Origin of the sequence: Streptomyces meridianus, from assembly GCF_023703325.1 — a bacterium.
Taxonomy (GTDB): domain Bacteria; phylum Actinomycetota; class Actinomycetes; order Streptomycetales; family Streptomycetaceae; genus Streptomyces; species Streptomyces meridianus.
The window spans coordinates 1-26,468 of sequence record NZ_JAMQGM010000039.1 but is presented as its reverse complement, the minus strand read 5'-3'; the positions used below and the strand labels follow the sequence as shown (position 1 = coordinate 26,468).

The following is a 26,468-nucleotide window of genomic DNA, read 5'->3' as shown; positions in this document are numbered from 1 at the left end:
TTGATGCGGACGGATGGAAGGGTCGGTCGGTACGTGCGGCTCGGCTACAGGTCGTTCCGCCGGAAGGGTTTGTACGGGGCGCCGATCGACTGCTCGTGCGCCACGTCGCGGGGGAAGTAGGGGTACGGGATCACCTGCGAGACGTGCCCCTGCGACCCGTTCGACTCGATGCCGATGTACTTGGTGTGGGCCTCGTCGGCCCACCCGCCGAAGACCACGGTGTGATCCCCGGCGATCAGGGCGTCCCCGGGCTGGAGGTCGTCCTTGGTGATGGGCTGCGCGACGTCGGACTCCATCAGGCCCCAGGTGTTCAGGCCCGGCGGTTCGAGCCCCCAGGCAGCCGAGACCAGCCCGGAGCAGTCGTCGCGGTAGTCGTTGGTGAAGGCCGACTGGCTGTAGCCGATGCGGTGCTCGACCCGTTCCATCGCCCGGTCGAGGATCTCGCGACGCTCGCCCGAGACCGCGGACAGGTCCGGTTCGGCGATGACGCCCGCCCCGGTCCGGGGGTGCGTCCTGCCGGGCGACCAGGCGTCCCAGTCACCCTCGGTCTGCCACTTGCCGTCACCGCGGCCGCCGTAGTCGCCGGACCCGGAGCCGCCGCCACCGCCGGCCCCGCCACCGGAGGACGCGCCGCCACCGCCGGAGCCGCCGTGCCGCGGCGGCGCGGGGATGTCGTCGTCCTTCCCGCCCTTGTCGAGGTCGTCGCGAGCCTTGCGTTCGGCCTCGGTGTACGCGTCCACGACGGCCTTGAGCTTCCGGCCGTCGTCGGCCAGGCCCTCCGCGAGCTTGTCCTTGATCTCGGCGAGGCCGTCCATCCGGGCCTTGATGTCCTTGACGTCCTGGAGGACTTGAAAGGCCGTGCCGAGTCCCCCGACGACACCGGCCAGTCCGCTCGTCGCCAGATCGATGGTGACGGCTTGCGCGACGGTCTCCCTGACCTCACCGAGCTTGCCGGACATCTCCGCGACCCGCTTGCCCACGGCCTTCCAGTCCCGCTCCAGCTCCTCGAGCTCGCCCAGCCGGAATCCGAACTCTTCCTTCGCCATGCGTGTGCGTTCCCCCTGTTGTTCCTGCGACGGACCCCGGCCCGGTCAGTGGTCGGTACTGGTCACACGTCGGCCAGACGCCTGATCGACGTGCCGAGCGCTTCGAGTTCGTCGGCGACGACCGTGAGTTCCTTGATGCGCTGACCGGCGTGCGCCACGAAGGCGTCAGCAGCGGCTCCGTGCCAATCGAGGTTCTCGACCGCCGACTTGATCTCCCGGGTGAGCGTCTCGATCTGCCGGCTCAGCGTCTCCAGTTCACCCGCGATCCGGCGCAGTTCGTCGGTGGTGCCGAACATCTCGCCCAGGGCCCAGCGGGCGATCTCCGCCGGCGCCATCACGATGTCCTTGGCCACGCCCGCGACGTCGCCGACCAGCTCCTTGCCGCCCTCCCAGGCGCTGCTCCACGAAGTTCGCCGGACTCACCCCCCATGGATCCATGTCCTGCCGATCCGGATCCTAATAGACATGTCCTGTTCAAAAGCGCCCCATCGGAAAGGTCGTCCGGGACCGGACCACGCGTCATCGGCGCTCCCCCGCCGGGCGGCGTCGGCCAGGCTCCGGCACCGGCGGGATCGGGCCGCGCGCTACGAATTCGGGCCCGCGCCACCGGACAGCGACGGCCCCGAAAAACCGTGGCGCCCGCACCCCCCGCCTTGGTAGGCGTGGGGCATGGCACAGAAACCTCTCACCGGCCGGGTGGCGGTCGTCACCGGCGCCAACCACGGCATCGGGGCCGCAACGGCATCGCTCCTCGCAGCCCGGGGAGCCGCGGTGCTGTGCACGTACCTGCGGCTCGACGCGGCGGTCGACCCCGGAACCCCCGAGACGTACGGACACAACCGTGCGAGCGGCGGCGAGGAGGTCGTCGCCGCTGTCCGCGCTGCCGGCGGGCAGGCCGCGGCCCTGGAGACGGACCTCAGCGATCCGGCGTCCGCGGCCGCCGTTTTCGACGCCGCGGAAGGGGAGTTGGGGCCCGTCGACATCCTGGTCAACAACGCCAGCAGCTGGGTCCAGGACTCCTTCGGCCAACGGGAGACCGATCACGTCGGGCGGCCACAGCAGCCGGTGACCGTCGAGACCTGGTCCCGTCAGTTCGGCGTCGACGCCATGGCCCCCGCGCTGCTCATCGCCGAGTTCGCCCGGCGCCACCGCGAGCGCGGCGCCGACTGGGGGCGGATCGTGGGCCTGACGTCCGGCGGCGAACTCGGCTTCCCCGGCGAGGTCTCCTACGGCGCGGCGAAGGCGGCCCAGACGAACTACACGATGTCCGCGGCCCTGGAACTGGGCGATGTGGGGATCACGGCCAACATGGTGCATCCACCGGTGACGGATACCGGCTGGGTCACCGATGCCGTGCGGCAGTTCGTCGCCGACAGCGGCACGCACTTCCACGTGGCCGCCGCGCAGGAGGTCGCGGAGGCCGTCGCCTTCCTCGCCTCCGACGCGGCGGCCCTGGTCACGGGGAACGTCATCACCCTGCGCTGAGTCCCCGGCCCGGCGGCCGAACGGGCCCGTGCGGAGCGGTGGTTCACTCCTTGCGGAGCCGGTCGCTCTTGCGCAGCCGGTCCGCGACCGGGCGCTCCTGCGGCGGCGGGGGCACGACTCCCGGCTCGGACGCGGCCGGCGCAGCGGGCACCGCGGGGCCGGCAGTCTCGACAGGGTTGCCGGCGGGCGGGTGGGCGTTTCCCCGGATGCCGGAGGTCCCGGCCGCGGGGCGGGATCCCGGAGCAGGCACGGAAACCGTCTCGGAATCGGCGGTGGGGGCCGGAGCAGCGGGCTCCGCTGCGGTCGCCGCACCCGGTGCGGCGGACGCCGGGGTGCGGTGGCCCTCGCCCGGGACACGCCCGCTACGGGGGCCGCGGGCCGGCTGTGCGGCGAGTTCGCCGAAACAGGGCACCGCGAGAGCGGCGGTGATCCCGATGACGGCGACCATGGAGAACTCGGCGTCGCCGAGCACCGCGGCGATGAGCTGGAGCGTGGCGAGAACGATTCCGGTCCCCCACATCGTCGCGCGCGGCAGCAGGACGGCGGGCCGGTCCCCGCGTATGACGTACGGCGCGGCGGTGAGCAGCGCGAGAGCCGCGAACACCAGGGCGACCACGAAGGCGGCCACACCCACCCAGTCCCGGTGGTCGGCCAGCGTGTGGGTCATGCACCCGAGATAGAGGACGGCACAGAGGGCGGCGCAGGCAGCGCCGACCCGCGCGGTGAAGTCCATGCTGCCGGATGCGCCGGCCCTCCAGGATCTGGATCCGGCGAACCGGCTGCCGGACCGGCGCTTGGTCCTGCTCGTGGTACCGGCCTCGTCGGCGCGTGGTCCGTGACCGGGATCGGTGATCGTCACGTTCGACTCCGTTGCTCGGGGTGGGAGGCCCGGGCCGGGCCACGCTGGGCGCTTCCCCCCTGCGATGAGCCACAAACGCCCGGACGACGCCCGGCATCCCCCCCCGGGTGGGACGGCAGCAGGCATCACGGTTGGGCAAAACCCTGTTTTTTGCTTGACGCACAAAAATCGCCGGCAACAGACTCCGAAGGCCCCCCGAGCCAACTCAGCGGCATCCCGCCGCGCAACACGGACGGAGAACCATGACGATCTCCCGACGATCCGTCATAGCCGGTGCCGGTGCGGTGGCGACCGGCACGCTCCTCGCTTCGGCGCCCGCCGCCGGGGCCGTCCCGGTGGCCGGTGCGGCCTCCCCCTCCACCGGGGCCTCCCTGCCGATCGCCTCCCGCAACAGCGTCTGGACCCGCTCCGGCGCCGGCCCCCTGTACTGGAGCATCTACGGCTGGGCGTTCCCGCACAACGCGCCCATCCCCGAGGCCGAGTGGAAGGCGAACATCGACTGGCTGGCGCGGGACTTCGCGTCCCACGGCTACCGCATGGCGTGCACCGACGGCTGGATCGAAGGGTCGTCCCGGACCACCGAGCACGGCTACGTCGTCACCTACAACGACGGCTGGGAGCACGACTGGGCGTACTGGGCCGACTATCTCGCGGCCAAGGACATGCAGCTCGGCGTGTACTACAACCCGTTGTGGGTGCACAAGGCGGCGGTGGCCGACACTTCCAAGACGGTGGTGGGCCGTCCGGACGTCCGCATCGCCGACATCGTCACGGAGGGCGACTTCTTCGCGAAGGGCATCGGCGGCGACACCCTGTACTGGGTGGACGTCACGAAGGAAGGCGCCCGGGAGTATGTCCAGGGATACGTCGAGTACTTCAAGCGGATGGGCGTCCCGTATCTGCGTGTCGATTTCCTGTCCTGGTACGAGGACGGGCAGGACGCCAACCTCGGCACCGTCGGCATCGGCCACGGCCGGGAGAACTACGAGACGGCGCTGCGCTGGATGGACGAGGCGACCGGGGACGACATGGAGCTGTCCCTCGTCATGCCGCATCTCTTCGACCACGCCGAGGCCGAGGTCAGGCGCGGTGACCTGATCCGCATCAACGCCGACACCGACAAGGGCGGCTGGGAACGGCTCAGCGGCGGCCGGCAGTCGTGGCAGGACATGTGGCCCAACTGGCACAACCCGTTCCTCGGTTTCACCGGTTACGCCGACCGGTCCGGCCGTGGACAGCTCATCCTCGACGGCGACTTCCTGCGCGCCCACACGTTCGCGAACGACGACGAACGCCGCACCATGGCCACCCTCATGACCGTGGCCGGCTCGCCGCTGACCATCGCCGACCTGCACAGTGACATCGCCGACCACGGCTGGGTCTACACCAACCCGGAGGTGCTGGAGCTCAACCGGCAGGGGCTCGTCGGCAAGCCCTACTTCCACAGCGCGAACCCGTTCTCCTCGGATCCCTCCAGCCGGGACAGCGAGCGCTGGGCGGGCCAACTGCCCGACGGAAGCTGGGCGGTGGCGCTGTTCAACCGCTCGGACGCCCCGGCGAGGCGGTCGCTGGACCTGTCCGCGCTGGGCATCAAGGGCCCGGCCCGCGTGCGCGACCTGTGGCGGCACAAGGAACTCGGCCGGCTCGGCACGGTCGCGGCCGAACTGCCCCCGCACGGGACCCTGCTGGTCAAGGTCTTCCCGGACGGACGGGCTGCCCGCTACCAGGCCGCGTTCGCCGCCTGGGGCGGAGGCGCCGGCTTCGGCAACACCCTCGACGGCCACGACGCCATGGGGTATGCGGAGATCGGGAAGGACGGGGCCTCGGTCACGTTCGCGATCCACGCACCGCGCGCCGGCACCTACGGGATCGGCTACCGCTACCGGGCCGACGGGGCGTCGCAGCTCACCGTGGGTGCGGAGAAGCCCGACCGCACGCCGGTCGCCCCGGCGCAGCGGCTCTCCTTCCCGGCAACCGGCGGGGGCTGGCGCACGGCCACCGGCACCCTGGTGCTCTCCGCGGGTGAGAATCTGGTGACCGTCATGCGGGCCCCCGGGGACAGCGGTTCGATCGCGCTGAATCACGTCGAACGACGCTGAGCGCTGAAACAGCGCGGGTTCGGGACCGCCGGGAGTTCAAGGGGAGGCACGGGGGAATGGGTTCGGCGGGCGGCCAGGCACGGATCCCGACGGCGGATCTGATCGGCGGGCACACCCGGGCGGAGATCTTCGCCTCGGTGCTGACCGGAGGTCCCGTCTCCCGGACGGGCCTGGCCCGGCGTCTGGGCCTGGCCCATTCCTCCGTGACCCGGATGCTGCCGCCGTTGCTGGAGGGCGGCTATCTGCGCGAGTCGGAGTCGGTCTCGCTCGGGCGGGGCCGGCCCCAGCGGATGCTGCGCGTCAACCCGGACAAGCACACCGTCGTCGGCGTCAAGATCGGGCCCGACCGCGTGGCGGGGGTCGTGACCGACATGGCGGCGAAGGTACTGGCCCGGGCGGAGCAGCCCCTCGAGGACTGCTCGCCCGGGCCGGCGCTGTCGGCAGCCGCCGCGCTGACCGGGCGGCTTCTCGACGCGGCGCCGGACGGTGCGGCGGACCGGGTGCTGGGCCTCGGCGTCGGGGTGAGCGGTCACGTCGAGCCGACAGTCGGCACATGCCGGTACTCGGCGATGCTCGGCTGGCGGTCGGTCGACGTCGCCGGTCCGCTGAAGGCCGCCACGGGCATGCCGGTGGTGGTCAACAACGACGTCAACACCCTGGTGGTGGCGGAACGTTGGTTCGGTCAGGGACGCGACGTGGACGACTTCGCGGTGGTCACGGTCGGCCCTGGCATCGGTTGTGGACTGCTGCTGAGCGGCTCCCTCTACACGGGTGCCACGGGCATGGCCGGTGAACTGGGTCACCTCCCGATCGATCCCCGGGGGTCGCTGTGCGGCTGCGGGCGCCGCGGCTGTCTGGAGGCCCTGGCCTCGGACGGCGCCGTCCTCGACCGCATCCGCATCGCCGGACCGTTCGACTGCGCCACCATCACCGAAGCTGCCGCCCTGGCCAGGGACGGATCCGGCGCCGCGGGCGAAGCCGCCCGCGCTGCGTTCGCCGATGCGGGCACGGCGCTCGGACGGGGCCTGGCCGGGCTCTGCAACCTCCTGGCCCTTCAGAAGATCATCATCGCCGGTGAGGGCGCTGCGGCATACGACCTGTTCGGCCCCGCGATGACCGCAACCCTCGAAGAGCACGCCTTCTCGGACGCCGCCCGCGACTGCCTCGTCCGGGTTCATCCGGTCCATGACGACATGTGGGCCCGGGGCGCGGCGTGCCTGGTCGTCCGCGAGGCCGTCCGTGCACCGATTTCCTGAGCGCGTTTTCCCTCGTGAAGGAGCACGGGAGCCGCCTCTGCCGTTGGGGTGGACCGGGGCGGGCCGGTGGCGTGGTGGAGACGGGCCTGCACAGGCGGTCCCTAGGGTCGAGGGCTGACGGCCCGCAGCCGGGTGACCGGCGCATCGGGACGGCATTCGGCGGCGGACCGTCACGTCAACGGCGTCCCCGGCTTCTCCCCCACGAGCGGCCACGGGACGCCCGCCGTCTCTGCCGGGCCGGGTACGGCGTCACGCCGACCGTCCAGAACAGGTGGGTGTGTCATGGGCCGGTTCTCCGAGCCCGGTTTCCTCGCATCACGCTCGCGGCCTCCGGGCCGTCCCCGCGGCCGGCGCTCGTGGCAGGTCCGGCTCACCGCGGCGATGGGCACCGTGATGCTGTGCATGGGCGGTCTCGCCGCGGCGGCACCGCCCCCACCGGCCGGCGAGCCTGCCCCGGGCAGCGCGCCGCTCTACGTCAGCGACTACACCGACAACCAGGTGTTCGAGCTGCCGCCCGACGGTCCGCAGACCACCGTCCCCACCACCGGCCTGACCCGGCCCACCGAGATGGTCCTCGATGCCGCCGGCAACCTGTACGTCTCGGACACGGTGAACAGCCGGATCGTCAAGGTGCCGGCGGGCGGCGGCCCGCAGACCACCGTCCCCACCACCGGCCTGCTCCGGCCGATCGGGCTCGCGCTCGACGAGGGCAACAACCTGTACATCGCCGACAGCTTCAACGACCGGGTGGTCAAGGTCCCGTTGAACGGCGGCCCGCAGAGCACGGTCGCCACCAGCGGGCTGCTCCACCCGTACGGGCTGGCGCTGGACGGTGACGGGGAGCTGTACATCTCCGACTTCGTCAACGACCGGGTGGTGCAGGTGCCCGTGGCCGGCGGCCCGCAGTCCACCGTGCCGACCAGCGGTCTCTCCCAGCCCACCGGACTGGCGCTCGACCCGGACGGCGACCTGTACATCGCCGACAGCGGCAACAACCGGGTGGTCAAGGTCCCCGAGAGCGGCGGGCAGACCACCGTCCCTGCCACCGGGCTGAGCTCTCCGCAGGGGCTCGCGGTCGACGGCCTGGGCAGCCTGTTCATCGCCGACTTCGGCAACGACCGGGTGGTACAGGTGGCGCCGGGCGGCGGGCAGTCCACCGTTCCGGTGGCGGGACTGAGCACCCCGGCCGGGGTCGCCTTCCCGCCGTACCCGGCCGCACCGACGAACGTGAAGGCGGCGCCGGGCGAGCGGCACGCCATCGTGTCGTTCACCGCCGGCCCGTCCGAGTCGGTCACCGGCTACACCGTGACGGCCGCCGACCTCACCCACCCGTCGCGCGGCGGGCAGGCCGCCCGGGGCGCCGGTTCGCCGATCACCGTCAAGCGGCTCGCTCCGGGCCACCGCTACACGTTCACGGTCACGGCCACCAACGCGGCGCGAGCGACCGGCCGGAGCTCGGACCCGTCACCGGAGGTCACCATTCCGCCCGGACACGGAGCCACGACGCGGCTTGTGGCCCGGGACGGCACCGAGGAGCTGCGGCTGCTGCCCCCGCGGCTGCGGGTCACGGGCCTGTCCGCCACCCTCACCACGGCGGGCGGGACCCCGCTCGACGGACGCACCGTCACGTTCACGAACACCGCGAAGAGCAGGACGCTGTGCTCGGCGGTCACGGACAGCCGGGGTGTGGCCGAGTGCGCCGCCACCGTCGACGGGGCCCGCACGTCGCTTCGCCTCTACACCGACCTGAACCGGCACGGTTACCTCGCCTCGTTCGCCGGCGCCGGCGGATACCTGGCCGTTCAGGACACCGCCCGGGTGGGCACGACGCCCCAGGGCTGAACCGGCTCCAGCTGCCGAAGGCCATGCCGCACCAGGACGGGCGTCATGGCCTTCGGCGTTGTCCGGATCCGGCGGTCGGTCGTCTGCCGGGATGCGTGCCATGGAACCGGAGCGGACTGTTCGGGAGATGTGGGCCGCATGCAGGCCAGGGACTGGCCCGGGGTCCGCGAGCTGCTGGCCGACGACCTGGTCGTGGAACGGCCGGTCAGCGGCGAGCGGATCGTGGGGAGCGGGAACTTCGTGAGCCTCAACGCGGAGTACCCGGAGGGCTGGTCGATCAGAGTGCTGCGGATCGTGGCCGACGGCGGCCAGGTCGTCTCGGAGGTGGAGGTCCCGCACGAGACCGTGGGCCTGCACCGGGTGGCGTCGTTCCGGGCGGTCCGCGACGAGCGGATCCTCCGCGGCCGGGAGTTACTGGACCGTTCCGGGTTCGAGCCCGTCGCCGGGGTGGCGGGCCGCCTGTTCAGCCGATCCGACGGCACAGGGCGAAGGCTCCCCCGGTGCCCCGTCCGGGCTCGGGCCGTTCGCCCGGATGCCCGTGAGCACGCGAACCGCGCAGTTCACCCGGGCTCGGGCGGCTGCTCCCAGATGTCCGGGCCGCCGCCCCGCCATTCGATGAGGTTGGTGTCGTCGAGGCTCACCCGGTCCGGGTCGAGGCCGGCGCGGCGCAGGAACTCCAGGACGTCGGCCGGGCCTCCGGCCAGCCCGAGGTCCTCGCCGTCGGCGTGCACACGACGGCCGCCACCCGGCAGCGGCGGGTGGATCACGACGGGCGGACGTCCGGCCATGCCACCAGGGTGGACGCGGCGAGGGGGATCCGCATGCGCAGGGCAGCCGATCGGGGTGCCGCGCGGGCGGTCGCCCGGACCGCCCGGGCTCATGCGCCCGGACCGCGCAGCAGCAGGTCGAGGCCGCCGAGGAACTCCCGGTCGGCGTCCACTCTCCCGGGCGTGCCGGGCGACCTCGGTCAGATGCGGGAACTCGGTGTCGGGCAACTCGGTGATGGCGACCGTGCCCCGTCCGGACAGCGGCCCCAGGTGTTCGAGCTGGATGGCTCCGATGACGTAGCCGATCAGGCCGCGCAGGGCGACGGCCTGCTGCTCGCCCCGGATCCCGGCGTCGGCGAGAATCCCGAGCACCGTCTCTCCCCCGCCGGGGAACTGCGGGATTACGTGGCGGACCTGCCGTTCGCCGTGGTCGCCGGCCCGGACAGGCGGCTGTACCGGGAGTTCGGGGTGGAGTCGTCGCCGCGGGCCCTGCTCGACCCGCGCGCGTGGGGACCGGTGCTGCGGGGCGTCGCATGCAGCACCTGGGCAGTACCGGGGAGGCGGGAGCGGCCGCCGGCACGCCGGCAGAGCGGCGGACGGCTCGGGCTCAGCGCAGCGGGGCGGCGCGCGCCGGGGTGTCCGGGCCGGGGACGAGACGCCGCCGGGGTGCCCGATGCCGCACAGAAAGCCAACTCAAATACCGAATCGAATAGGCCATTTTCGGTCACCTGGAGATCATTCCGCGTCATCGAAGCGGCAGAATTGCAACCGCTTGACGATCAACCGACGTCTCGTCAAGTACCGGAACTCTTCAGTCCGGTTGAGCACGCCCAGCCACCGGGCATCGTCGTCCGGCGCACGGTTTTTGAGCACCCCCTGACGGCGTGTGCCCGACCAGGGCCCGCTCCGAACGAGGGGCGGGACTCGGGGCACCGGCAGGCGCGCCGAAGCACGTTGAGCAATCGAGGAGGCAAGCGCGTTGAACGCGTTCACCAACCGCAACGAGGGGCCGGGCGACCGGGACGGCGCCCGGGCGGCCAAAGGTCTGAGCAAGGCCGCCGACGACCTGCAGTGGCTGCTGACCGGCCTGGTCGAGGGCGTACCGGGCATCCGGTCCGTGGCGGTCGTCTCCTCGGACGGAGTGCTGCTCCTGGCCACCGACCCCGGCCCGGCCGGAGCAGGAGAGGACGGTCCCTCTCCGGACGAGCGGTCCGCCGGATTGGCCACTGTCGTCTCCGGCCTCGGCGCGCTGACGGACGGCGCCTCCGAGCTGATCCACGGCGGAGACGTCAAGCAGACCGTGATCACCATGGACGAGGGCAGTGTGTTCGTGATGTCCATCAGCGACGGCTCGCTGCTCGGTGTGGAGGCCGCGCCGGACTGCGACGCGAGCGCCGTGGCCTACCACATGTCGCTGTTCGTGGGCCGGGCCGGTCACGTCCTCACCCCGGAGCTGCGCAACGAACTGACAGCATTCAGCGTGCGCGACCGGTGATTGTCCGTCGCCGCGGTTTCCGGTCCGCGGCTCCGGACCGGAAACCGCGGGGCGAGGACCGTCACTCGGGGCCTCGTCTCCAGGAGCCCTTCGTCAGCTCTCCGTCAGCATCCTGACCCAACGGGACCATTCGGCCTGGGAGTGGCAACCGCACGGGCATCACGCGAGGCCAACACCGTCGAACACGGTGTATCGGGGATGGCGATTACGGCGCTGTCGGGGCAGGCGCCGACCGCCGCTCACCGGTCCGTCACTCGCCGGTCTCTCCGTCGATGAGCTCCCGGGCGACGTCCAACTGCCCGACGTGGCGCGCGTACTCCTGGAGCAGGTGGAACAGGATCCGCCCGAGAGCCGGCGCCTCCTCGGCCGTCCGGAAACGGCCGCCGATACGGGCCCGGTCGGCCAGGGCGGCATCGGCGGCCAATGCCCGTGAGGTGTTCAGCTCGACTCTGTAGTCGGCCAGGACCTCATCGGCCGACTGCCCCTTGGGGGCGTCCCACTCGGCATCGTCACCACCCGGGAGGTACGCGGGGACGCTTTCGGCGGCGAACCCCCAGCGCATCCACCGCCGCTCGACCCAGCCGAGGTGTTTGACGAGGCCCAGTGGCGACCACCCCAGCGGCTCGACCGGGGTGCGCAGTTGCTCGTCCGACAGCCCCGCGATCTTCCGCATCAGTGCCTCGCGGTACCAGTCGAGGTAGCCGATGAGCAGCTCGCGCGGGTCGTCGACATCGACGCCGGGGCCGTCCAGGACAGCGGGCACGCGCTCCGGTGGTGTCTGCATGCACCGACGCTAGCGACGTTCCGCCGTCGGCACCTCGGGGACCGCGAGATGCATGAGCACGCTCAGCGCCGCCTCCACCGAGGCCGGGCGGGCGGGCAGCAGCGGCAGCCGGACGTCCGGGGTGGGGATGCGGCCCTGGGCATACAACACCCCCTTGATCACTGTGGGGTTGGGCTCGGCGAAGGCGGCGGCCGAGAGCCTGGCCAGCGCGTGGCCGAGCAGCCGGGCCCTCGTCACATCACCGGTGCGCCAGGCCGTGGCGAGTTCGGTGAAACGGCCGGTGGCCAGGTGTGCCGAGGCGAGGATGCCGCCGGCGGCGCCGAGGGCCAGCATCGGGGAGAGGAACAGGTCGTCGCCGGCCAGCACCGAGAACTGCGGCGGCAGGTCACCGAGGAGGTCCAGGACCGGCTGGTCGACGCCGCCCGTCGCGTACTTGACCCCGCTCACCCCGCTCAGGGTGGCCAGCGACCGCAGCGTGGCTGCCCCGAGCGGTTGCGCGGTGCGATACGGGATGTGGTAGATGACCAGCGGGACGGGACTCGTCGCCGCCAGCCGCGTGAAGTGCGCCAGGACCCCGGCCTCGGACGGGCGGGTGAAGTACGGCACCGCCACGAGCGCCCCGGTCGCCTCCGGCCACCGCTTCAGCTCGGCGAGGGCCAGCGCGCTGCTGCGCGTGTCGTTGCTCCCCGCGCCGATCAGCAGGGATGCGTGCCGTTCCCGGCACACCCGGGCGCACACGTCGATGACCGCCGCTTTCTCCTCGGTGTCGAGTGCGGCAGCCTCACCGGTGGAACCGAGTGCGACGAGCCCGTCGGCCCCCGCCTCCAGCACTCCGTGGGCAAGCCCTTCCAGGGCGTCCACCGCAATCCGGCCATCGGTGGTGAACGGGGTGACGAGCGGCACGAAAATCCCGCGCGGGGACGCGTCCTGAACCATGCGCACGAGGGTGGCCCAGGCCATGCGGTAGGTCCAGTTCGCTTTTCTTGGTCTCAGCATAAGCTGTGCTGATGCTCGACGTGCGACGACTGCGCCTGCTGCGGGAACTGTCCCTGCGCGGCACCATCGCTGCCGTCGCCGATGCCCTCGCGTTCACCCCTTCTGCGGTGTCGCAACAGCTCAGTGCGCTCGAACGCGAGGCGGGCGTGGCGCTGTTGGAACGGACGGGGCGTCGGGTCGTCCTCACCCCTGCGGGCCGGAATCTGGTCCGGCACGCGGAGGTGGTGCTCGAGCGTCTGGAACAGGCCTCGGCGGAGCTGGTCGATGCCCGCCGGGGTCTGGCGGGCCCGCTGCGAATCGGGACGTTTCCGACCGCGGCGCGGGCGATCGTCCCGACCGCGCTGACCACGCTCGCCGTTCATCACCCCGGCCTGGAGCCGATGGTCTCGGAGATCGACCCGGCGGGTGTCGCCAACGCCCTGCGGGCGGGTGAGCTGGACGTGGCCCTCGTCCACGACTACGACTTCGTGCCGTCCCCCGCGGAGCCGGGCCTGGCCACCGAACCCCTCTGCACCGAGTCCCTCTCGCTCGCCGCGCCCTCAGCGGGGGCTTTCGCGGGGACCCCCGCGGGGGCGTGCGGGACAGCCGAGGGCGCGGCGGTCTCCCACTGGCGCGACGCGCCCTGGATCACGGCGACCCCGGGCACCCTCTGCCACGCGATGACGCTCCGCGCCTGCCAGGCCGCCGGCTTCACTCCGCGCACCCGGCATCAGGTCGACGAGTTCGCCACCGTGCTGGCCCTGGTCGCGGCCGGACAGGGCGTTGCTCTGGTGCCTGAACTCGGCGTGGGGAAACCGGTGCCGGGAGTGACGCTGACCCGACTGCCGATTCATCGGCGTACCAGGATCGCGTTCCGTCGCGGCGCCGCCGGACACCCCGCCGTCGCCGCGATCACCACTGCCCTGCGCGCCGCCGTCCCCCCGGAGTTGCGCATCCCGTCGTGAGGTAAGACGCAGCGGCTCCCCCGCGGCCCCGGACCCCGGCCTGATTGCCATTGCGGCCCCTCGACACCGTTCCGACCCTGACCACGGGCGACCTCGTCGCGTAGGGTCGGCGGATGGCGAAGTACTTCGACGTGCACCCCGAGAATCCCCAGCAGCGCACCATCGGCAACGTGGTCGACAGCATCCGGTCCGGCGCGCTCGTCGCGTACCCGACGGACTCGTGTTTCGCGCTCGGCTGCCAGCTGGGCAACCGTGACGGCATCGGCCGGATCCGGTCGATCAGGAACCTGGACGACCGCCACCACTTCACCCTCGTGTGCCAGAACTTCGCGCAGATGAGCCAGTTCGTGCGCGTCGACAACGACGTGTTCCGCGCGATCAAGGCGGCGACGCCCGGCAGCTACACCTTCATCCTCCCCGCAACGAAGGAGGTGCCCCGCCTGCTGCTGCACCCGAAGAAGAAGACCGTCGGGGTCCGGATCCCGGACCACGTCGTCACCCAGGCCCTGCTCACCGAACTCGGTGAACCGCTCCTGTCGAGCACGCTGTTGCTGCCCGACGACGAGGAGCCGATGACCCAGGGCTGGGAGATCAAGGAGCGTCTCGACCACGTGGTGGACGCCGTTCTCGACTCGGGCGACTGCGGCACCGAGCCCACCACGGTCATCGACTTCTCCGAGGGCGAGGCCGAGATCGTCCGCCGGGGCGCGGGCGACACGACGCGGTTCGAATAAACCCCACCGGAGGGTCGGCACACCTGTACGCCGCGGGGATGTCCGGGGAGCAGACATCCCCGTGGTCCTCACCTGGGACCTGCCCGACGGCACATGTTTCACGTCGTTCTGTGGCCAGTTTTGCTCACCGCGCAACCATCACAATCCCTCACGAGTCGTTCACACGAATCGCGGTTTCATGTGACTCCGAGAGGGATTTCCTTGCACAAGCGCCACGCCCTGAACGCCGCCGTAGCCGCCGGCGCCCCGGGCCCCCTCCTCGGCACCTCCAGCCCAGGCCACCGAGTACAGCTCGGCGTCGAAGGTTCGCGGGATCCAGTACGACGCCCCGGCCGGGACTCCAACGGCCACTCCTCGGGCAACACGGACGAGGAGTACCTGACCATCAAGAACTACTCGCCGTCGGTGACCGTCAACCTCAAGGGCTACGTCGTCAAGGATGCCTCCGGAAACCGCTTCGCCTTCACCGCGAGCCACACCCTCCAGCCCAGTGACTACGTGAAGCTCCGCGGCGGGCGCGGCGCCGACCCCGACGCGAAGAACGTCGCCTACCGCGGAAGCTGCAGCTTCCTGTGGAACAACGACCGCGACACGGTCTACCTCGACAAGCCCTCTGACAGCCGCGCGGATGTGCACTCCTGCACCGGGAGCGGATCCGACTCCGACGGCAACGGCTACATCCGGCAGCACAGTTGAGCCGACACATGCGGACCCGTTGGACCGTGCGACCGAGGTCACTCCACGAGCGCATCGGATCGTTTCCCGACACCGGCCAACGGACGCGACTCGGCCCCTCGACCGGCCGGATCGTCGAAGCGACCTGCGCATCCGTATCCCGAAAGCAAGCTTCGAGAGAGCCAAGGCAGCAAAATGCTCACAATGCCTCTACAAACCCGTATAGTTGACCAAAGAATCATCGCATAATCTTCACACGAGGGGGGACCTCATGTCTGACTACGGGCAGCTCGCCCAGACCGGCGCCGGGGCTCTGGTCATAGGCGGCACGACGTTCTACGTCGGCAGCTGGATGCTCGGCGCCGCGGCGGCCGCACTTCTCCTGGGTGTCGGCCTCATCCGCTTCCGCTTCCGCGCTGATCGCGCTGTCGGCGAGAAGTGAGCGGGCGACGCCGCAGGACGCCCGTTCTCGGGGCCCATCAGCACCGTTCCGTCACAGTGCTGATGGGCATCGTCGTCCTGGTACTCGCCGCCGCGTGGACTTTGCACCACGCCGTCGAGGCATCCCGCTACAGCGAGCACTCCATCGGCCGGCTGGCCCCGGTCTGGCTGTCCCTCTTCGGAATCTTCCTCGTCCAGACGTTGCTGTACCACGTGGAGCGACCAAGGAAGCTGACCGCCCGAGGCGCTCGACAGCTCGCACAGCTCCATGTGGCCGTCCTGGTACCGGCCTTCAACGAGGACCCGGGGTATCTCAGGCTGGGACTGGAATCCTTTCTGCGCCAGACACGCCTGCCCGACTCCGTCCACATCGTGGACGACGGCTCGACGAACACCGACTACGCCGACGTGCGCGGCTGGTGGGAACAGGAGGCCCGTCTCGCCGGAATCGTCACCACCTGGCAGCGCGTTCCCAACGGGGGCAAGCGGCATGCCCAGGCCCACGCGGCGCGGGCCAGCCCCGAGGCCGACGTCTACGTCACGGTGGACTCGGACTCCTGCCTCGCGCCCAACGCCATCGAGCAGGTGCTGATCCCCTTCGTCCGCCCCAGGGTGCAGTCGGTCGCGGGCATCGTGATCGCGACGAACAACCGGGTGAACCTGCTGGCCAGGATCACCGACCTGTGGTTCGTCACATCCCAGCTCGTCGACCGGTCAGGGCAGTCCGCGATGGGGTCCGTCATCGTGAACTCCGGTCCCCTGGCCGCCTATCGGGCCGGAGTCGTCCGGGACAACCTGGACTCCTACCTGAACGAGACGTTCATGGGCCGTCCGGTGGTGTTCAGCGACGACAGCCTGCTCACCCTCTACGCACAGATGCGAGGGCTGACCGTTCAGCAGCCGTCCGCCATCGTCTTCTCCGCGATGCCCGAGAAGTGGGGGCACTTCACCCGCATGTACCTGCGGTGGATGCGCGGCTCGACGATCCGCTCGGTGTGGCGCATGCGCTATCTCCCGCTGGACCGGCCCGCGTTCTGGCTGCACCTCATGCGCTGGTACCAGATGGTGCTGGTCCAGGCGGTCATGGTGTGGCTGCTGCTGGTGGAACCGATCGCCTACAACAACCTGCCTCCCGCGTCGATGCTCCTGATCCCGTTCCTCATCGGCTGGGCCCAGGGCCTGCGCTACCTGGGCGTGATCAGAACGGACGAGCGCATCCGGTCGCGCGTGCTGACCTGGCTCGCCATGCCGCTGGCGATCGTCCTCGCCTGGACCGTCCTGCGCTGGCTGCGCTGGTACGGCATCGCCACCTGCGCCAACACCGGCTGGGGTACGCGTCAGAACGGCGCCGAGGTCTCCCTGGGCCGGCCGACCGGCGCGGCTTCGACAATCGAGGCCGTCAAGCAGCCCGCCTGACGGACGGGCCCGTCTTGGAACGAGCCGAGGTGCACGCCCGTCACTCGCACACGTGATCGCGTCGCCGTACCGATGCCCTCGGAACGGCCCGGGCGCCGGACGATCGCGGTCGAAAACACACTGCATTCGAAAGAGTTGATGTTCATGGTCTCCACAATCACCGTGATCGGGACCGGATACCTGGGCGCCACGCACGCCGCGTGCATGGCCGAACTGGGCTTCGAGGTGCTGGGTCTGGACATAGTCCCAGAGAAGGTCGCTGCCCTGTCGGCCGGTCGGGTACCGATGTACGAGCCGGGGCTGGACGAGCTCCTGGCCAAGCACGTCGCCGGGCTCGAAGGATCCACCGGACGCCTGCGCTTCACCACCTCCTGGGAGGAGGCCGCCGCGTTCGGGGACGTCCACTTCGTGTGCGTGAACACCCCGCAGCAGCGCGATGGCACGGCGGCCGACATGAGCCATGTCGACGCGGCAGTCGATGCACTGGCCCCGCACCTGACGCGACCGACTCTGGTCGTGGGCAAGTCCACCGTGCCGGTCGGCAGCGCGGACCGTCTCGCCGAGCGCCTCGCAGCGCTTGCCCCGGCCGGAGACCAGGCGGAACTGGCCTGGAACCCGGAGTTCCTGCGCGAGGGCTTCGCGGTCGGGGACACGCTCCACCCGGACCGCCTGGTCGTGGGCGTCCGCAGCGAGCGCGCCGAGTCGATGCTCCGGGAGGTCTACGCCACCCCGATCGGCCAGGGCGTGCCATTGGTCGTGACCGACTTCCCGACCGCCGAACTGGTGAAGACCGCCGCGAACTCGTTCCTGGCGACGAAGATCTCGTTCATCAACGCGATGGCCGAGATCTGTGAGAGCGCTGGTGCCGACGTCGTGCAGCTCAGCAAGGCGCTCTCCCACGACGAGCGGATCGGGGGCAAGTTCCTCAACTCGGGCCTCGGGTTCGGCGGCGGCTGCCTGCCCAAGGACATCCGCGCGTTCATGGCCCGTGCCGACGAACTGGGCACTGGCCGGACACTGTCCTTCCTGCGCGAGGTGGACTCCATCAACATGCGGCGCCGCTCCCGCACGGTGGAACTGGCCCGCGAGCAGTGCGGCGGCAGCTTCCTCGGCCGGCGGGTGGCAGTCTTCGGTGCTGCCTTCAAGCCCAACTCGGACGACATCCGCGACTCCCCGGCCCTCAACGTGGCGGCGCAGATCCTGCTGCAGGGTGCGCAGGTCACGGTCTACGACCCCAAGGCCATGGACAACGCCCGCAAGGCATTCCCCGGCCTGTCGTACGCCTCGTCCGCGCTGGAGGCGGCGCAGGGTGCCCATGTGATCCTGCACCTGACGGAGTGGCAGGAGTTCCGGGAGATCGACCCGGAGGTTCTCGGTTCCATGGTCGACGAGAAGTGCGTGATCGATGGGCGTAACACGCTGGATCGTGCGCGGTGGGAGGCGGCGGACTGGTCCTACCGGGCGCTCGGACGTCCCTCCGCAGCGACAGCCGAGCGCGTCGCCGTGGTGTCGTAGCGCGGCCGGCCGGAGGGGGACGGGGCCGGACATGCCGGGGGTACCGGTGAGGTCGGGCCGCCCCCTTCGGGTAGGCCTGCCCGTACCTCCATCCGTCCGCGACCCGCTTGCAGGACGGACGTTGACTGCTCGACCGGTCCGCCGACGTCGATGACGTCCTGCCCCGGGGGCTGCCGGAGGGTTGCCCCCGGGGCGCTCAGCCTGCATCTCCAGTGGGAGCGGCGGTGCCGTCACGGATGACCGGTATGCCTTCCGCCGACCGAGCCGGGACGGGCGGGAGAACAGACGCCCCTTCCCGGCCCGGCGTCGCAGACTGCAGGGCATGGACCGAGACGACCGGACACGCGAGACCGTTATTTCATCGGTGCTGTCGAGCGAGTTACTGGGGCATCCCCCGGGCGCCCGCGTGCTGATCGTCAACTGCGACGACTTCGGGACGCACCCCTCGATCAACACCGCTGTGATCGAGTCCATCGAGCAGGGCATCGCGGCCTCGTGCAGCCTGATGACCCCGTGTCCCGCGGCGCCGGAAGCCATACGGCTTCTCCGCCGCCGGCCAGGGGTCCCCTTCGGGGTCCACCTCACGCTGGTCTGCGAGACGCCCCGCCTCCGGTGGGGACCGATGGCCGCCGGGGAGGACGTCCCCTCGCTGCTCGACGCGGCAGGCGACCTGTTCGCCCCGACGCCGGCCGGACGTGCCGCGCTGCTCCGTCAGGCCCGTCTCGACGAGATCGAGCTGGAGTTCCGAGCGCAGATCGACACCGTCGGGAACGCGGGGCTCACGCCCACTCATCTCGACTTCCACTGCCTGGCCGACGGCGGGCGGGACGACATCCTCGATCTCACCGTGGAACTGGCCGCGGAGTACGGCCTCGCCGTCCGGGTCTGGCTGGAGCCCGAACGGCAGGCGATGCGGCAGCGGGGGTTGCCGGTCATCGACAACGACTTCCTGGACAGTTTCTCCCTCGACCTCGAGGGAAAGGCGGCGCGATACGTCCGGTTGCTGCACAAACTGCCGGCCGGACTCAGCGAATGGGCCGTCCACCCCGGCCTCGGCGGCACGGACGCGCAGGCGGTCGACGACGGCTGGCCGGTCCGCCGCACCGACTACGAATTCCTGATGTCCCCGCAGGCACACGACCTGCTCCGGCAGGAGGGAATCGTCGTGACCGACTACCGAACGATCCGGGATGTCTGGACACAGAACACCGGCCCTCGTTGAGCCCGCCGACGCGGCTTGCCCTCGCCGTTCAGCTGTTCCCGGAAGGCCGGGCCGATCGGTACCGGGGATGCCGAGTCCCCGTTCCCCGGCATCACCCGTCACTGCCCGGGGACGAGCACCACCGAGAGGAGCGCGGTCGACGTCGCGAGGCACCCCGAGCCCGACCGAACCGCGCGCCCCACGCGTGGATCCGGTCGAGCAGTTCGGGCGGGCCGAGGACACGGAAGTCGGCGTCCAGGACGCCCAGCGCCATGACCGGCCAGTCCAGCGAGTCGGTGGTCATGCGCATCCGGCAGTGCTCTGCGTCGACCTCCTCGACAGTGCTCCACCGGCCGATCCGATCGCGCACGACCGCTGCCGGCGCATCGACCAGGACCTCCACCCGGTACGGGCGGGGCAGCTTGTCCAGTCCGGTCCGGACGAACACAGCGGCGTCGTCCGCAGGCAGATCGCGCGGCCGGAACCGGGAGCCGGTGCCGTGCGGGACGGTGAGCCGGTCGACCCGGAAGCTGCGCCAGTCGTTCCGGGAGAGGTCGTAGGCGACCAGGTACCAGCGGCGGCCGATGCGGACCAGCCGATGCGGCTCGACGTGGCGTTCGCTCCCCCGGCCGTCGGCACCGGTGTACGCGAAGCGGAGCCGTTCGCTGTCCCGGCAGGCCAGCGCGACGGCAGTGAGCGCGCCCGGGTCGACTGCCGGCCCGGTCGCGTCGTCCCAGCGGACGGGGACGGTCATCGCGCGCAGCGCCTCGACCCGGTTCCGCAGCCTCACGGGCATCACCTGCACGACCTTGGCGAGCACCCGGACCGAGGACTCGGCGATGCCCTCCACCGCGTCCTGCGCGGCTGCCTGCAGCCCGACGGCCAGGGCGACGGCCTCCTCGTCGTCGATCACCAGCGGCGGCAGGGCCGCACCGGCCGCGAGCTGGTAGCCCCCGTCGACGCCCCGTTGCGCGTCGACCGGATAGCCCAGCTCGCGCAGCCGGTCGACATCCCGGCGCAGGGTGCGCACCGAGACTCCGAGCCGGTCGGCCAGTTCGGTCCCGGGCCAGTACCGGTGGGTCTGGAGCAGGGAAAGCAGCCGCAGCGTCCGGGTACTGGTGTTCGCCATGTCATCGATTCTTCCCGTATTCAGGTCAGAAAGTGACCGCTATTACTCTTAGCGTGGGCCTTGAGGGACGGCAGGAACGACAGGAACGACGGAAGGTGGAGACATGACCGTCAACGACCTGACCACCGGCGAGCGAGCCGATCTACTGGAGACGCTGGCCAAGCACCGGCACTTCCTGCGGTTCACCACCCGCGATCTCACCGATGAGCAGGCGGCGCAGCGGACCACCGTCAGCGAACTGTGCCTGGGCGGCCTCATCAAGCACGTCACTGCGGTGGAGCGGGGCTGGGTGGACTTCATCCTGGACGGCCCGTCCGCAATGGGCGACTTCACCTCGATGACCGAGGAGGACCTGGCCCGGCGGGCCGACGAGTTCCGGCTGCTGCCCGGCGAGACACTGGCCGGCGTCCTGGCCGACTACGCCGAGGTGGCCCGTCGCACCGACGAACTGGTCGCCGAACTAACCGACTTGGACGCCACCCAGCCGCTGCCCAAGGCCCCGTGGTTCGAGCCCGGTGCACGGTGGTCGGCCCGCCGGGTGCTGATGCACATCGCCTCCGAGACCGCCCAGCACGCCGGACACGCCGACATCGTCCGCGAGTCCCTGGACGGGGCGAAAAGCATGGGCTGACCAGCCCGTACACGGCGTCCACGGGGGCAGCCGGAGACAGCCGGTCGCGAGCTCTCCTCTTCCGGATGGAGAGCCCCCTCACCGTGGTGAAGGATGGGTTGCACGAGGCGACGTGCCGACGACGGGTTCTCCGCGCCGGCCGGGCCTGACCAGGGGGAGACACATCCGCCACCTCCTCGAGGGGAGAAGACGATGAGCAAGCTGGTCGTATCGGCGTTCATGACCTTGGACGGCATCACCCAGGCCCCCGGTGGCCCTGACGAGGACCGCGAGGGCGGCTTCGCGCACGGCGGCTGGTCGGTCCCGTACGCCGACGAGGACATGGGCCGCATCATGGTCGAGCAGTTCGCCGGGATGGAATCGCTGCTGCTGGGGCGCAGGACGTACGAGATCTTCGCCGCCCACTGGCCGCGGATCACCGACGAGAACGACCCGGTGGCGACCAAGCTCAACGCCATGCCCAAGTACGTGGCCTCACGGACCCTGGACCAGGTGGAGTGGAACAACGCGCACCTGCTCCGCGGCGATGCCCGGGGGAACGTCGCCGAGGCGGTCGCCGGGCTGAAGCAGCGCTCCGGCGGCGAGATCAACGTCCAGGGCAGCAGCAACCTCATCCGCACCCTGCAACAGCACGATCTGGTCGACGCGTACCGGTTGCTGATCGAACCGGTGGTCCTCGGCACCGGCAAGCGGCTGTTCGCCGAGGGGACGGTACCCGCCGCGATGAAGCTCGCCGCCGTGCAGCAGACGGGGAGCGGGGTCCTGTACTGCACGTACGAGCGGGCGGGGAAGCCCGAATACGGCTCCTTCGAATTGGAGGACTATCCGGAGAAGGTACGGGAGATGAAGATGGTCGACGAGGGGACGTCGCCCTAGCTGTATTGCCCTGTGAGGTTGGGGACGCGGCCGGCGGGTGCATGCGCCGGACCGCTTCCGTCGAAGCCCCTCCGGGACACAGCGCGATCCGGCGGATCCATCGCTGGGCCGCTCCCGCCAGCAGCCAGCGACGGACCGGAACTTCGAGCAGCACGCGGCTACCGTCCGGTCGGCGCGGGGCCGTGACGTCCCATCCGTACTTTGCGGCGAAGGCGTGCACGATCTGCTCCGGGAACGGGCCTCGGTGCAGCACGGCCTCCCCCTCTGCCACAACGGGGAACCGGCCGTCCTCCAGCGCCAGGGATACCTGCGGGGCATTCTCGAGGTTGCGGATCTTGACCGATCCGCTGTCCGCACCGATCCACCAGGCGTTCCGCACGAAGACGAACCAGACCGGCGTCACATGAGGAGTACCGTCCGGACGCACAGTGCACAGCCAGACGTTCTTCTCCCCGGCAAGACGGTCGCGGACAACAGGCTCGGGCGGAACCACAGGATCAGACATGCATCCCATCTCACCCGTCCGCCCGGCGGAGCACCTGAGTCATGCGGCCCGGTCGCGTCGGACATGCGTCCTACACCCGAGGCCCGGGCCGCGCCGGCCGATCACGGCGGCTTGCCGTTCGACAGCGGCTCGTTCGCGCGACGTGCGGACCAGCGGATCCATGAGCTGCAACTCGCCCGCGACGGCCTCCGCGACTTCCTGCTCTGCGTCGTCACCGTGAGGGTCGCTGAGCACGCTCGTGGTCACCAGGAGGCCGGAGGTGCAGTGCGGGTGACCACAACAGGAAGACTCCCGCGCTCGATCATCTGCCGCGGCAGTGACAGCCCGAAACACTCACCGACGACCTTCAACACCCGGCGCTTCTCTTCGACGGACGACAACGCGTCGGCCTCGCCGAACAGGTCGTCGATGCTGTCTTCCGGCGGGATGACTCCGGCCGCTTCCAGCGCCGGGCGCAGCAGGTCAGGCCGGGCGCCCGCAGGATCGTAGCCGAAGCCCAACTCGCAGTGCAGCTGCAGCTCGCCGTCGGCGAGGTACCTGAAGAAGGAGGGCGGATCATCCGGCCGTGGGTCGAATATCAGCACCTCCGCGCCGCGGGACACTGCCGGGTCGAGGGACCAGCCTTCGCTGCCCCCGCACTCAACGATGAACGACCAGTCGCCGCTTCGGCCCATGCGGCCGACGCAGTAGATCTGCGTGAGGTCGACCATCCGGGACGCTTCCTCGATGGTGAGGGCAGGTCCGACTTCGACAGGCTCATGATCGGCCATCCGTTCGGCCAGCTGCCGAGGGCTGAGGCCGCGGGCGCAGGTGATGTAGAGGTCGGTGGCATTCAAATTCGCGCTTCCCCAGGCATCGGCAATCCATGCGAGGTTGTCGGGCATTGCTGATTTCCCCTCCTGCGCAACACCGGGCAGGTGGGGCACAGCGAGAAGCTGGTGCCACCCCACCAACGGTCGGCAACTTGTCACGGCTTGGGAACCGTGCAAGCCACGGTCACCTTGGTTGCACCGCAGTGCGCGGACCGGGGAGGTCCCCCCTACGGGGCCTTGTCCAGCATCCGGTACTTGGGCGAGAAGCCCGGGCTGAACGCCCCGGCCCTCTGGACGCAGTTGATCCATCCCGACATGGCCGATCGACCACGCTCCGCCGCCGAGAGCCGCCGCCCACGTGGGAGCACGTCTTACGGACGGGACCGCACCTTGACGCTGTGCCATTATCAACGCGACATGGTGGGCTCAAGAGATGTGCGGCATTCGAGGCGGGCAGTCCGTGCAACTGCGTTCCCGGCAGGTCTGGCGCTGCTGATCGCCTGTGGGGGCCCCGGCCAGATATGCACCCTGATGGACTCGTACACCGGAATCCGGGTGAGCGTCGCGCCGAAGCTGGCGCGCACGGTTGTCGATGCGACCATGCTCATCTGCTGGGACGGCGCCTGCCGGAGAGATGTCCTACGACTGCGGGAGGTCCCACCGGACCCACCGAGGGAACCCGGGAATCCCGTATTGACCACCGAGACCCCCGCCGTACCGGAGATTCCGGCGACGAGCACCCCACCCACCCCCGAGTTCGCCGGGCCACCGGGATGGGTGGTCGTGCCCGACCTTCCACACGAACCTGTGGACGTCACGCTGTCCTTCAAGGACAACCGCGGAAGCACCGTGCTCCAACAATCGATCACTGTCACCCCGAAGCCCGACTACCCCAACGGCCGTGACTGCGCACCGGGCGGTCCCCAGGCCTGGCTCACGGTCACCGAAGAGGGTGCTCTGACTCAGCGCTGAACCACTGATCCTCGGCCTACCTGAGGAGGGCGCACGCTCCTGGTCACCAGGAGCAGGCTCTCACTGAGCGCTCACCGGGTTCCGGGCCGCGGCTTGAATCGGCGAACCTCCTGGGGCCAGCCGCACGCTTCCGCGATCTTGCCGGCCCACATCCTGGCGGCCTCGTCGTCCGCAACGTCCACCACGGTGAGCCCGCCCAGGAACTCCTCGGTCTCCACGAAGGGGCCGTCGGTGAACCTCAACCTGCCGCTGGTCGCGTCAGCGCTGAAGGCCGTGTCGGCTTCTTCCTCCAGTCCCCCGGCGAACACGTACACGCCGGCAGCCTTCATCTCGTCCACCACAGCCATGGCGAGCCGCCCGCGCCCGCGGAACCACTCCTCGGTGTGGTCGCCCACCCACTGCTGATTGAAGTAGATGAGGTACTCGGCCATGTGGCTCCCTCTCTCAGGCTGTGCCCGGCTCCTGCCTCAAACCTATTGCACGAACAGCTTCCGGCACGCGACTCGGCTCAACACCGCCTGACTAGAACCGGTCTCGCGACCCCACCGACTCACGGCTGCTTCCCGAACAGCAGCGGGTCTGCTGCACGGTCTGGTGACATCTGATCTGGCTTGCCTGTAGGGCGGCCTGGAAGGATGTCGCTGTGCCCGTTCCCTATCCCCAAGAGTTCCGTGACGACGTCGTGCGGGTGGCCCGCAGCCGCGAGAAGGGCGTCACCCTCGCGCAGATCGCGAAGGACTTCGGCATCCATGAGATGACCCTGTCGAAGTGGATGCGCCAAGCCGCCGTCGAGGACGGCGAGACGCCCGGTGTCACCAGGACCGAGTCCGCGGAGAACCGCGAGCTGAAGAAGCGCATCCGTCTGCTGGAGCAGGAGAACGAGGTCCTGCGCCGCGCGGCGGCGTATCTGTCGCAGGCGAACCTGCCGGCAAAAGGCTCTACCCGCTCGTGAGAGAGCTCGCCGCCGACGGGATCCCCGTCGCGGTCGCGTGTCGGGTGCTCCAGCTCTCCCGCCAGCACTACTACCGCTGGCTCCATCAGCCCGTGACCCATGCGGAGATCACCGTGGCCTACCGCGCGAACGCACTGTTCGACGCCCACCGCGATGATCCCGAGTTCGGCTACCGGTTCCTCGCCGGCGAAGCCGAAACCGCCGGCCAGCGGATGTGCGAGCGGTCCGCCTGGCGGATCTGCCGCGACAACGCCTGGTGGTCGGCCTTCGGCAAGAAGCGAGCGAAGAACGGCAAGAGGCCGGGACCGCCGGTGCACGACGATCTCGTCCGGCGGGACTTCACCGCCTCCGCGATGAACCAGCTGTGGCTGACCGACATCACCGAACACCCCACCGGTGAGGGCAAGCTGTACCTGTGCGCGGTCAAGGACGCCTGGTCGGGCCGGATCGTCGGCTACTCGATCAGCAACCGGATGCAGGCCCGCCTCGCGGTGAACGCGCTGGACAACGCAGTCGCCCGGAGAGGGCAAGTGGCCGGCTGCACCGTCCACTCGGATCGCGGGTCGCAATTCCGGTCACGAAAATTCGTCCACGCCCTGAACCGTCACCGCCTGACCGGCTCCATGGGCAGAGTCGGCGCCGCCGGCGACAACGCCGCGATGGAATCCTTCTTCGCGCTCCTGCAGAACAACGTCCTGGACCGTCACCCCTGGGCCACCCGCGAAGACCTCCGCATCGCGATCGTCAGCTGGATCGAGCGGACCTACCACCGACGCCGCCGACAAGCGCGGCTCGGCCGATTGACCCCCATCGAGTTCGAGACCACCATGAAACCCGCCGCAGCCCTCGCGGCATGAAACCCGACTGTCACCTATCCGTGCAGCAGACCCAAACTGGTGGCCAGATTGACAAAGGTCGCGCCACACGCCCCGAGCGCCCCCGTGGTGAAGCAGTCCAGGGCGTCGGTGATACCCAGCTCATCGGCCGCGATCTGCGCGATCTCCCTCGCCGCCGCGATCGCCCGCCGCTTGTCCGC

24 protein-coding genes and 3 pseudogenes are annotated in these 26,468 nt (G+C 70.4%); 17 read left to right on the top strand and 10 right to left on the bottom strand.

Going from position 1 to position 26,468, the window contains the following annotated elements; all coding sequences use genetic code 11:
* Window positions 1-44 precede the first annotated feature (44 nt).
* Window positions 45-1,046, bottom strand: a complete 1,002-nt coding sequence (locus M1E25_RS18365) for a hypothetical protein (protein WP_251416929.1) — start codon at window positions 1,044-1,046, stop codon at window positions 45-47.
* 62 nt (window positions 1,047-1,108) lie between these two features.
* Complete coding sequence (locus M1E25_RS18360) at window positions 1,109-1,399, bottom strand: WXG100 family type VII secretion target (RefSeq protein ID WP_251416927.1); 291 nt, start codon at window positions 1,397-1,399, stop codon at window positions 1,109-1,111.
* Between the two features lie 316 nt (window positions 1,400-1,715).
* Here M1E25_RS18360 and M1E25_RS18355 point away from each other — a divergent pair, with 316 nt between their 5' ends.
* Window positions 1,716-2,531: an SDR family NAD(P)-dependent oxidoreductase gene (locus tag M1E25_RS18355; protein ID WP_251416923.1), complete on the top strand. Its 816-nt coding sequence runs from the start codon at window positions 1,716-1,718 to the stop codon at window positions 2,529-2,531.
* Window positions 2,532-2,574: 43 nt separating this feature from the next.
* On the opposite strand, the gene M1E25_RS18350 is transcribed toward M1E25_RS18355, so the two are convergent.
* Window positions 2,575-3,390, bottom strand: coding sequence for a hypothetical protein (locus tag M1E25_RS18350; RefSeq protein WP_251416921.1), 816 nt, complete (start codon window positions 3,388-3,390; stop codon window positions 2,575-2,577).
* Window positions 3,391-3,632: 242 nt separating this feature from the next.
* On the opposite strand from M1E25_RS18350, the gene M1E25_RS18345 reads away from it, so the two are divergent.
* From M1E25_RS18345 to M1E25_RS18325, 4 genes and pseudogenes are all read left to right on the top strand, one after another.
* Window positions 3,633-5,489 (top strand): hypothetical protein, encoded by a 1,857-nt coding sequence (locus tag M1E25_RS18345; protein ID WP_251416918.1) that lies wholly within the window; start codon window positions 3,633-3,635, stop codon window positions 5,487-5,489.
* Window positions 5,490-5,545: 56 nt separating this feature from the next.
* Entirely contained in the window at window positions 5,546-6,745 is a 1,200-nt protein-coding gene (locus M1E25_RS18340) for an ROK family transcriptional regulator (protein ID WP_251416916.1), read from the top strand.
* A gap of 282 nt (window positions 6,746-7,027) precedes the next feature.
* The gene (locus tag M1E25_RS25805; protein ID WP_308290443.1) at window positions 7,028-8,587 is read left to right on the top strand and encodes an SMP-30/gluconolactonase/LRE family protein; all 1,560 of its coding nucleotides are present in this window, start codon (window positions 7,028-7,030) and stop codon (window positions 8,585-8,587) included.
* 45 nt (window positions 8,588-8,632) lie between these two features.
* A pseudogene (locus M1E25_RS18325) lies at window positions 8,633-8,929 on the top strand (nuclear transport factor 2 family protein); the annotation flags it as partial.
* A gap of 218 nt (window positions 8,930-9,147) precedes the next feature.
* On the opposite strand, the gene M1E25_RS25800 reads toward M1E25_RS18325, so the two are convergent.
* Complete coding sequence (locus M1E25_RS25800; protein WP_308290449.1) at window positions 9,148-9,726, bottom strand: hypothetical protein; 579 nt, start codon at window positions 9,724-9,726, stop codon at window positions 9,148-9,150.
* 607 nt (window positions 9,727-10,333) lie between these two features.
* Here M1E25_RS25800 and M1E25_RS18315 point away from each other — a divergent pair.
* Complete coding sequence (locus M1E25_RS18315; RefSeq protein ID WP_372501058.1) at window positions 10,334-10,849, top strand: roadblock/LC7 domain-containing protein; 516 nt, start codon at window positions 10,334-10,336, stop codon at window positions 10,847-10,849.
* 250 nt (window positions 10,850-11,099) lie between these two features.
* On the opposite strand, the gene M1E25_RS18310 is transcribed toward M1E25_RS18315, so the two are convergent.
* A complete protein-coding gene (locus M1E25_RS18310; RefSeq protein WP_251416914.1) occupies window positions 11,100-11,633 on the bottom strand; it encodes a DinB family protein in 534 nt (177 codons plus the stop codon).
* 9 nt (window positions 11,634-11,642) lie between these two features.
* Window positions 11,643-12,569, bottom strand: coding sequence for a 4-hydroxy-tetrahydrodipicolinate synthase family protein (locus M1E25_RS18305; protein ID WP_251416911.1), 927 nt, complete (start codon window positions 12,567-12,569; stop codon window positions 11,643-11,645).
* A 71-nt stretch (window positions 12,570-12,640) separates the two neighbouring features.
* Between M1E25_RS18305 and M1E25_RS18300 the strand changes: the two genes are divergently transcribed.
* The 7 genes and pseudogenes from M1E25_RS18300 to M1E25_RS18270 all read left to right on the top strand — a co-directional run bounded on the left by M1E25_RS18300 (window position 12,641) and on the right by M1E25_RS18270 (window position 19,576).
* Window positions 12,641-13,573 carry a LysR family transcriptional regulator gene (locus tag M1E25_RS18300; protein ID WP_251416910.1) on the top strand — a complete coding sequence of 311 codons (933 nt, stop codon included), beginning with the start codon at window positions 12,641-12,643 and terminating at the stop codon, window positions 13,571-13,573.
* A gap of 113 nt (window positions 13,574-13,686) precedes the next feature.
* The gene (locus tag M1E25_RS18295) at window positions 13,687-14,307 is read left to right on the top strand and encodes an L-threonylcarbamoyladenylate synthase (RefSeq protein ID WP_251416908.1); all 621 of its coding nucleotides are present in this window, start codon (window positions 13,687-13,689) and stop codon (window positions 14,305-14,307) included.
* Between the two features lie 201 nt (window positions 14,308-14,508).
* Window positions 14,509-15,003, top strand: a pseudogene (locus M1E25_RS18290) (lamin tail domain-containing protein).
* A gap of 250 nt (window positions 15,004-15,253) precedes the next feature.
* A complete protein-coding gene (locus M1E25_RS18285; RefSeq protein ID WP_251416907.1) occupies window positions 15,254-15,424 on the top strand; it encodes a hypothetical protein in 171 nt (56 codons plus the stop codon).
* Between the two features lie 62 nt (window positions 15,425-15,486).
* A complete protein-coding gene (locus tag M1E25_RS18280) occupies window positions 15,487-16,839 on the top strand; it encodes a glycosyltransferase (RefSeq protein WP_251416905.1) in 1,353 nt (450 codons plus the stop codon).
* Window positions 16,840-16,983: 144 nt separating this feature from the next.
* A complete protein-coding gene (locus tag M1E25_RS18275; RefSeq protein WP_251416904.1) occupies window positions 16,984-18,354 on the top strand; it encodes a UDP-glucose dehydrogenase family protein in 1,371 nt (456 codons plus the stop codon).
* A gap of 322 nt (window positions 18,355-18,676) precedes the next feature.
* The gene (locus M1E25_RS18270; RefSeq protein ID WP_251416902.1) at window positions 18,677-19,576 is read left to right on the top strand and encodes a polysaccharide deacetylase family protein; all 900 of its coding nucleotides are present in this window, start codon (window positions 18,677-18,679) and stop codon (window positions 19,574-19,576) included.
* Window positions 19,577-19,667: 91 nt separating this feature from the next.
* Here the strand turns inward: M1E25_RS18270 and M1E25_RS18265 are convergent, their stop codons facing one another.
* Window positions 19,668-20,684 carry a helix-turn-helix transcriptional regulator gene (locus M1E25_RS18265; RefSeq protein ID WP_251416900.1) on the bottom strand — a complete coding sequence of 339 codons (1,017 nt, stop codon included), beginning with the start codon at window positions 20,682-20,684 and terminating at the stop codon, window positions 19,668-19,670.
* A gap of 103 nt (window positions 20,685-20,787) precedes the next feature.
* On the opposite strand from M1E25_RS18265, the gene M1E25_RS18260 reads away from it, so the two are divergent.
* The gene (locus M1E25_RS18260; RefSeq protein ID WP_251416898.1) at window positions 20,788-21,315 is read left to right on the top strand and encodes a DinB family protein; all 528 of its coding nucleotides are present in this window, start codon (window positions 20,788-20,790) and stop codon (window positions 21,313-21,315) included.
* A 192-nt stretch (window positions 21,316-21,507) separates the two neighbouring features.
* On the top strand, window positions 21,508-22,191 hold the full coding sequence (locus M1E25_RS18255; RefSeq protein WP_251416896.1) for a dihydrofolate reductase family protein: 684 nt from the start codon (window positions 21,508-21,510) through the stop codon (window positions 22,189-22,191).
* A 136-nt stretch (window positions 22,192-22,327) separates the two neighbouring features.
* Here the strand turns inward: M1E25_RS18255 and M1E25_RS18250 are convergent.
* Window positions 22,328-22,696: pseudogene (locus tag M1E25_RS18250) on the bottom strand (pyridoxamine 5'-phosphate oxidase family protein); the annotation flags it as partial.
* 242 nt (window positions 22,697-22,938) lie between these two features.
* Window positions 22,939-23,580: a DUF6461 domain-containing protein gene (locus M1E25_RS18245; protein ID WP_251416893.1), complete on the bottom strand. Its 642-nt coding sequence runs from the start codon at window positions 23,578-23,580 to the stop codon at window positions 22,939-22,941.
* 621 nt (window positions 23,581-24,201) lie between these two features.
* On the opposite strand from M1E25_RS18245, the gene M1E25_RS18240 reads away from it, so the two are divergent.
* Window positions 24,202-24,480, top strand: coding sequence for a hypothetical protein (locus tag M1E25_RS18240; RefSeq protein WP_251416891.1), 279 nt, complete (start codon window positions 24,202-24,204; stop codon window positions 24,478-24,480).
* A gap of 71 nt (window positions 24,481-24,551) precedes the next feature.
* Here the strand turns inward: M1E25_RS18240 and M1E25_RS18235 are convergent, their stop codons facing one another.
* Window positions 24,552-24,911, bottom strand: coding sequence for a YciI family protein (locus tag M1E25_RS18235; RefSeq protein ID WP_251416889.1), 360 nt, complete (start codon window positions 24,909-24,911; stop codon window positions 24,552-24,554).
* Between the two features lie 212 nt (window positions 24,912-25,123).
* Between M1E25_RS18235 and M1E25_RS18230 the strand changes: the two genes are divergently transcribed.
* Window positions 25,124-26,289, top strand: a protein-coding gene (locus M1E25_RS18230) for an IS3 family transposase (RefSeq protein ID WP_251416888.1) whose coding sequence is annotated in 2 segments (ribosomal slippage) — window positions 25,124-25,408 and window positions 25,411-26,289 — 1,164 coding nt in all. Because the reading frame shifts where the segments join, the coding sequence is not laid out codon by codon here.
* The last annotated feature ends 179 nt before the right edge of the window (window positions 26,290-26,468 follow it).

Bases quoted from the DNA above. Each gene is read 5' to 3' on its own strand.
- M1E25_RS18345 (WP_251416918.1), top strand. From the start codon at position 3,633: ATGACGATCTCCCGACGATCCGTCATAGCCGGTGCCGGTGCGGTGGCG.
- M1E25_RS18305 (WP_251416911.1), bottom strand. From the start codon at position 12,569: ATGGTTCAGGACGCGTCCCCGCGCGGGATTTTCGTGCCGCTCGTCACC.
- M1E25_RS25805 (WP_308290443.1), top strand. From the start codon at position 7,028: ATGGGCCGGTTCTCCGAGCCCGGTTTCCTCGCATCACGCTCGCGGCCT.
- M1E25_RS18245 (WP_251416893.1), bottom strand. From the start codon at position 23,580: ATGCCCGACAACCTCGCATGGATTGCCGATGCCTGGGGAAGCGCGAAT.
- M1E25_RS18270 (WP_251416902.1), top strand. From the start codon at position 18,677: ATGGACCGAGACGACCGGACACGCGAGACCGTTATTTCATCGGTGCTG.
- M1E25_RS18300 (WP_251416910.1), top strand. From the start codon at position 12,641: ATGCTCGACGTGCGACGACTGCGCCTGCTGCGGGAACTGTCCCTGCGC.
- M1E25_RS18285 (WP_251416907.1), top strand. From the start codon at position 15,254: ATGTCTGACTACGGGCAGCTCGCCCAGACCGGCGCCGGGGCTCTGGTC.
- M1E25_RS18310 (WP_251416914.1), bottom strand. From the start codon at position 11,633: ATGCAGACACCACCGGAGCGCGTGCCCGCTGTCCTGGACGGCCCCGGC.
- M1E25_RS18295 (WP_251416908.1), top strand. From the start codon at position 13,687: ATGGCGAAGTACTTCGACGTGCACCCCGAGAATCCCCAGCAGCGCACC.
- M1E25_RS18365 (WP_251416929.1), bottom strand. From the start codon at position 1,046: ATGGCGAAGGAAGAGTTCGGATTCCGGCTGGGCGAGCTCGAGGAGCTG.
- M1E25_RS18255 (WP_251416896.1), top strand. From the start codon at position 21,508: ATGAGCAAGCTGGTCGTATCGGCGTTCATGACCTTGGACGGCATCACC.
- M1E25_RS18265 (WP_251416900.1), bottom strand. From the start codon at position 20,684: ATGGCGAACACCAGTACCCGGACGCTGCGGCTGCTTTCCCTGCTCCAG.
- M1E25_RS18235 (WP_251416889.1), bottom strand. From the start codon at position 24,911: ATGGCCGAGTACCTCATCTACTTCAATCAGCAGTGGGTGGGCGACCAC.
- M1E25_RS18355 (WP_251416923.1), top strand. From the start codon at position 1,716: ATGGCACAGAAACCTCTCACCGGCCGGGTGGCGGTCGTCACCGGCGCC.
- M1E25_RS18280 (WP_251416905.1), top strand. From the start codon at position 15,487: ATGGGCATCGTCGTCCTGGTACTCGCCGCCGCGTGGACTTTGCACCAC.
- M1E25_RS18340 (WP_251416916.1), top strand. From the start codon at position 5,546: ATGGGTTCGGCGGGCGGCCAGGCACGGATCCCGACGGCGGATCTGATC.
- M1E25_RS18275 (WP_251416904.1), top strand. From the start codon at position 16,984: ATGGTCTCCACAATCACCGTGATCGGGACCGGATACCTGGGCGCCACG.
- M1E25_RS18260 (WP_251416898.1), top strand. From the start codon at position 20,788: ATGACCGTCAACGACCTGACCACCGGCGAGCGAGCCGATCTACTGGAG.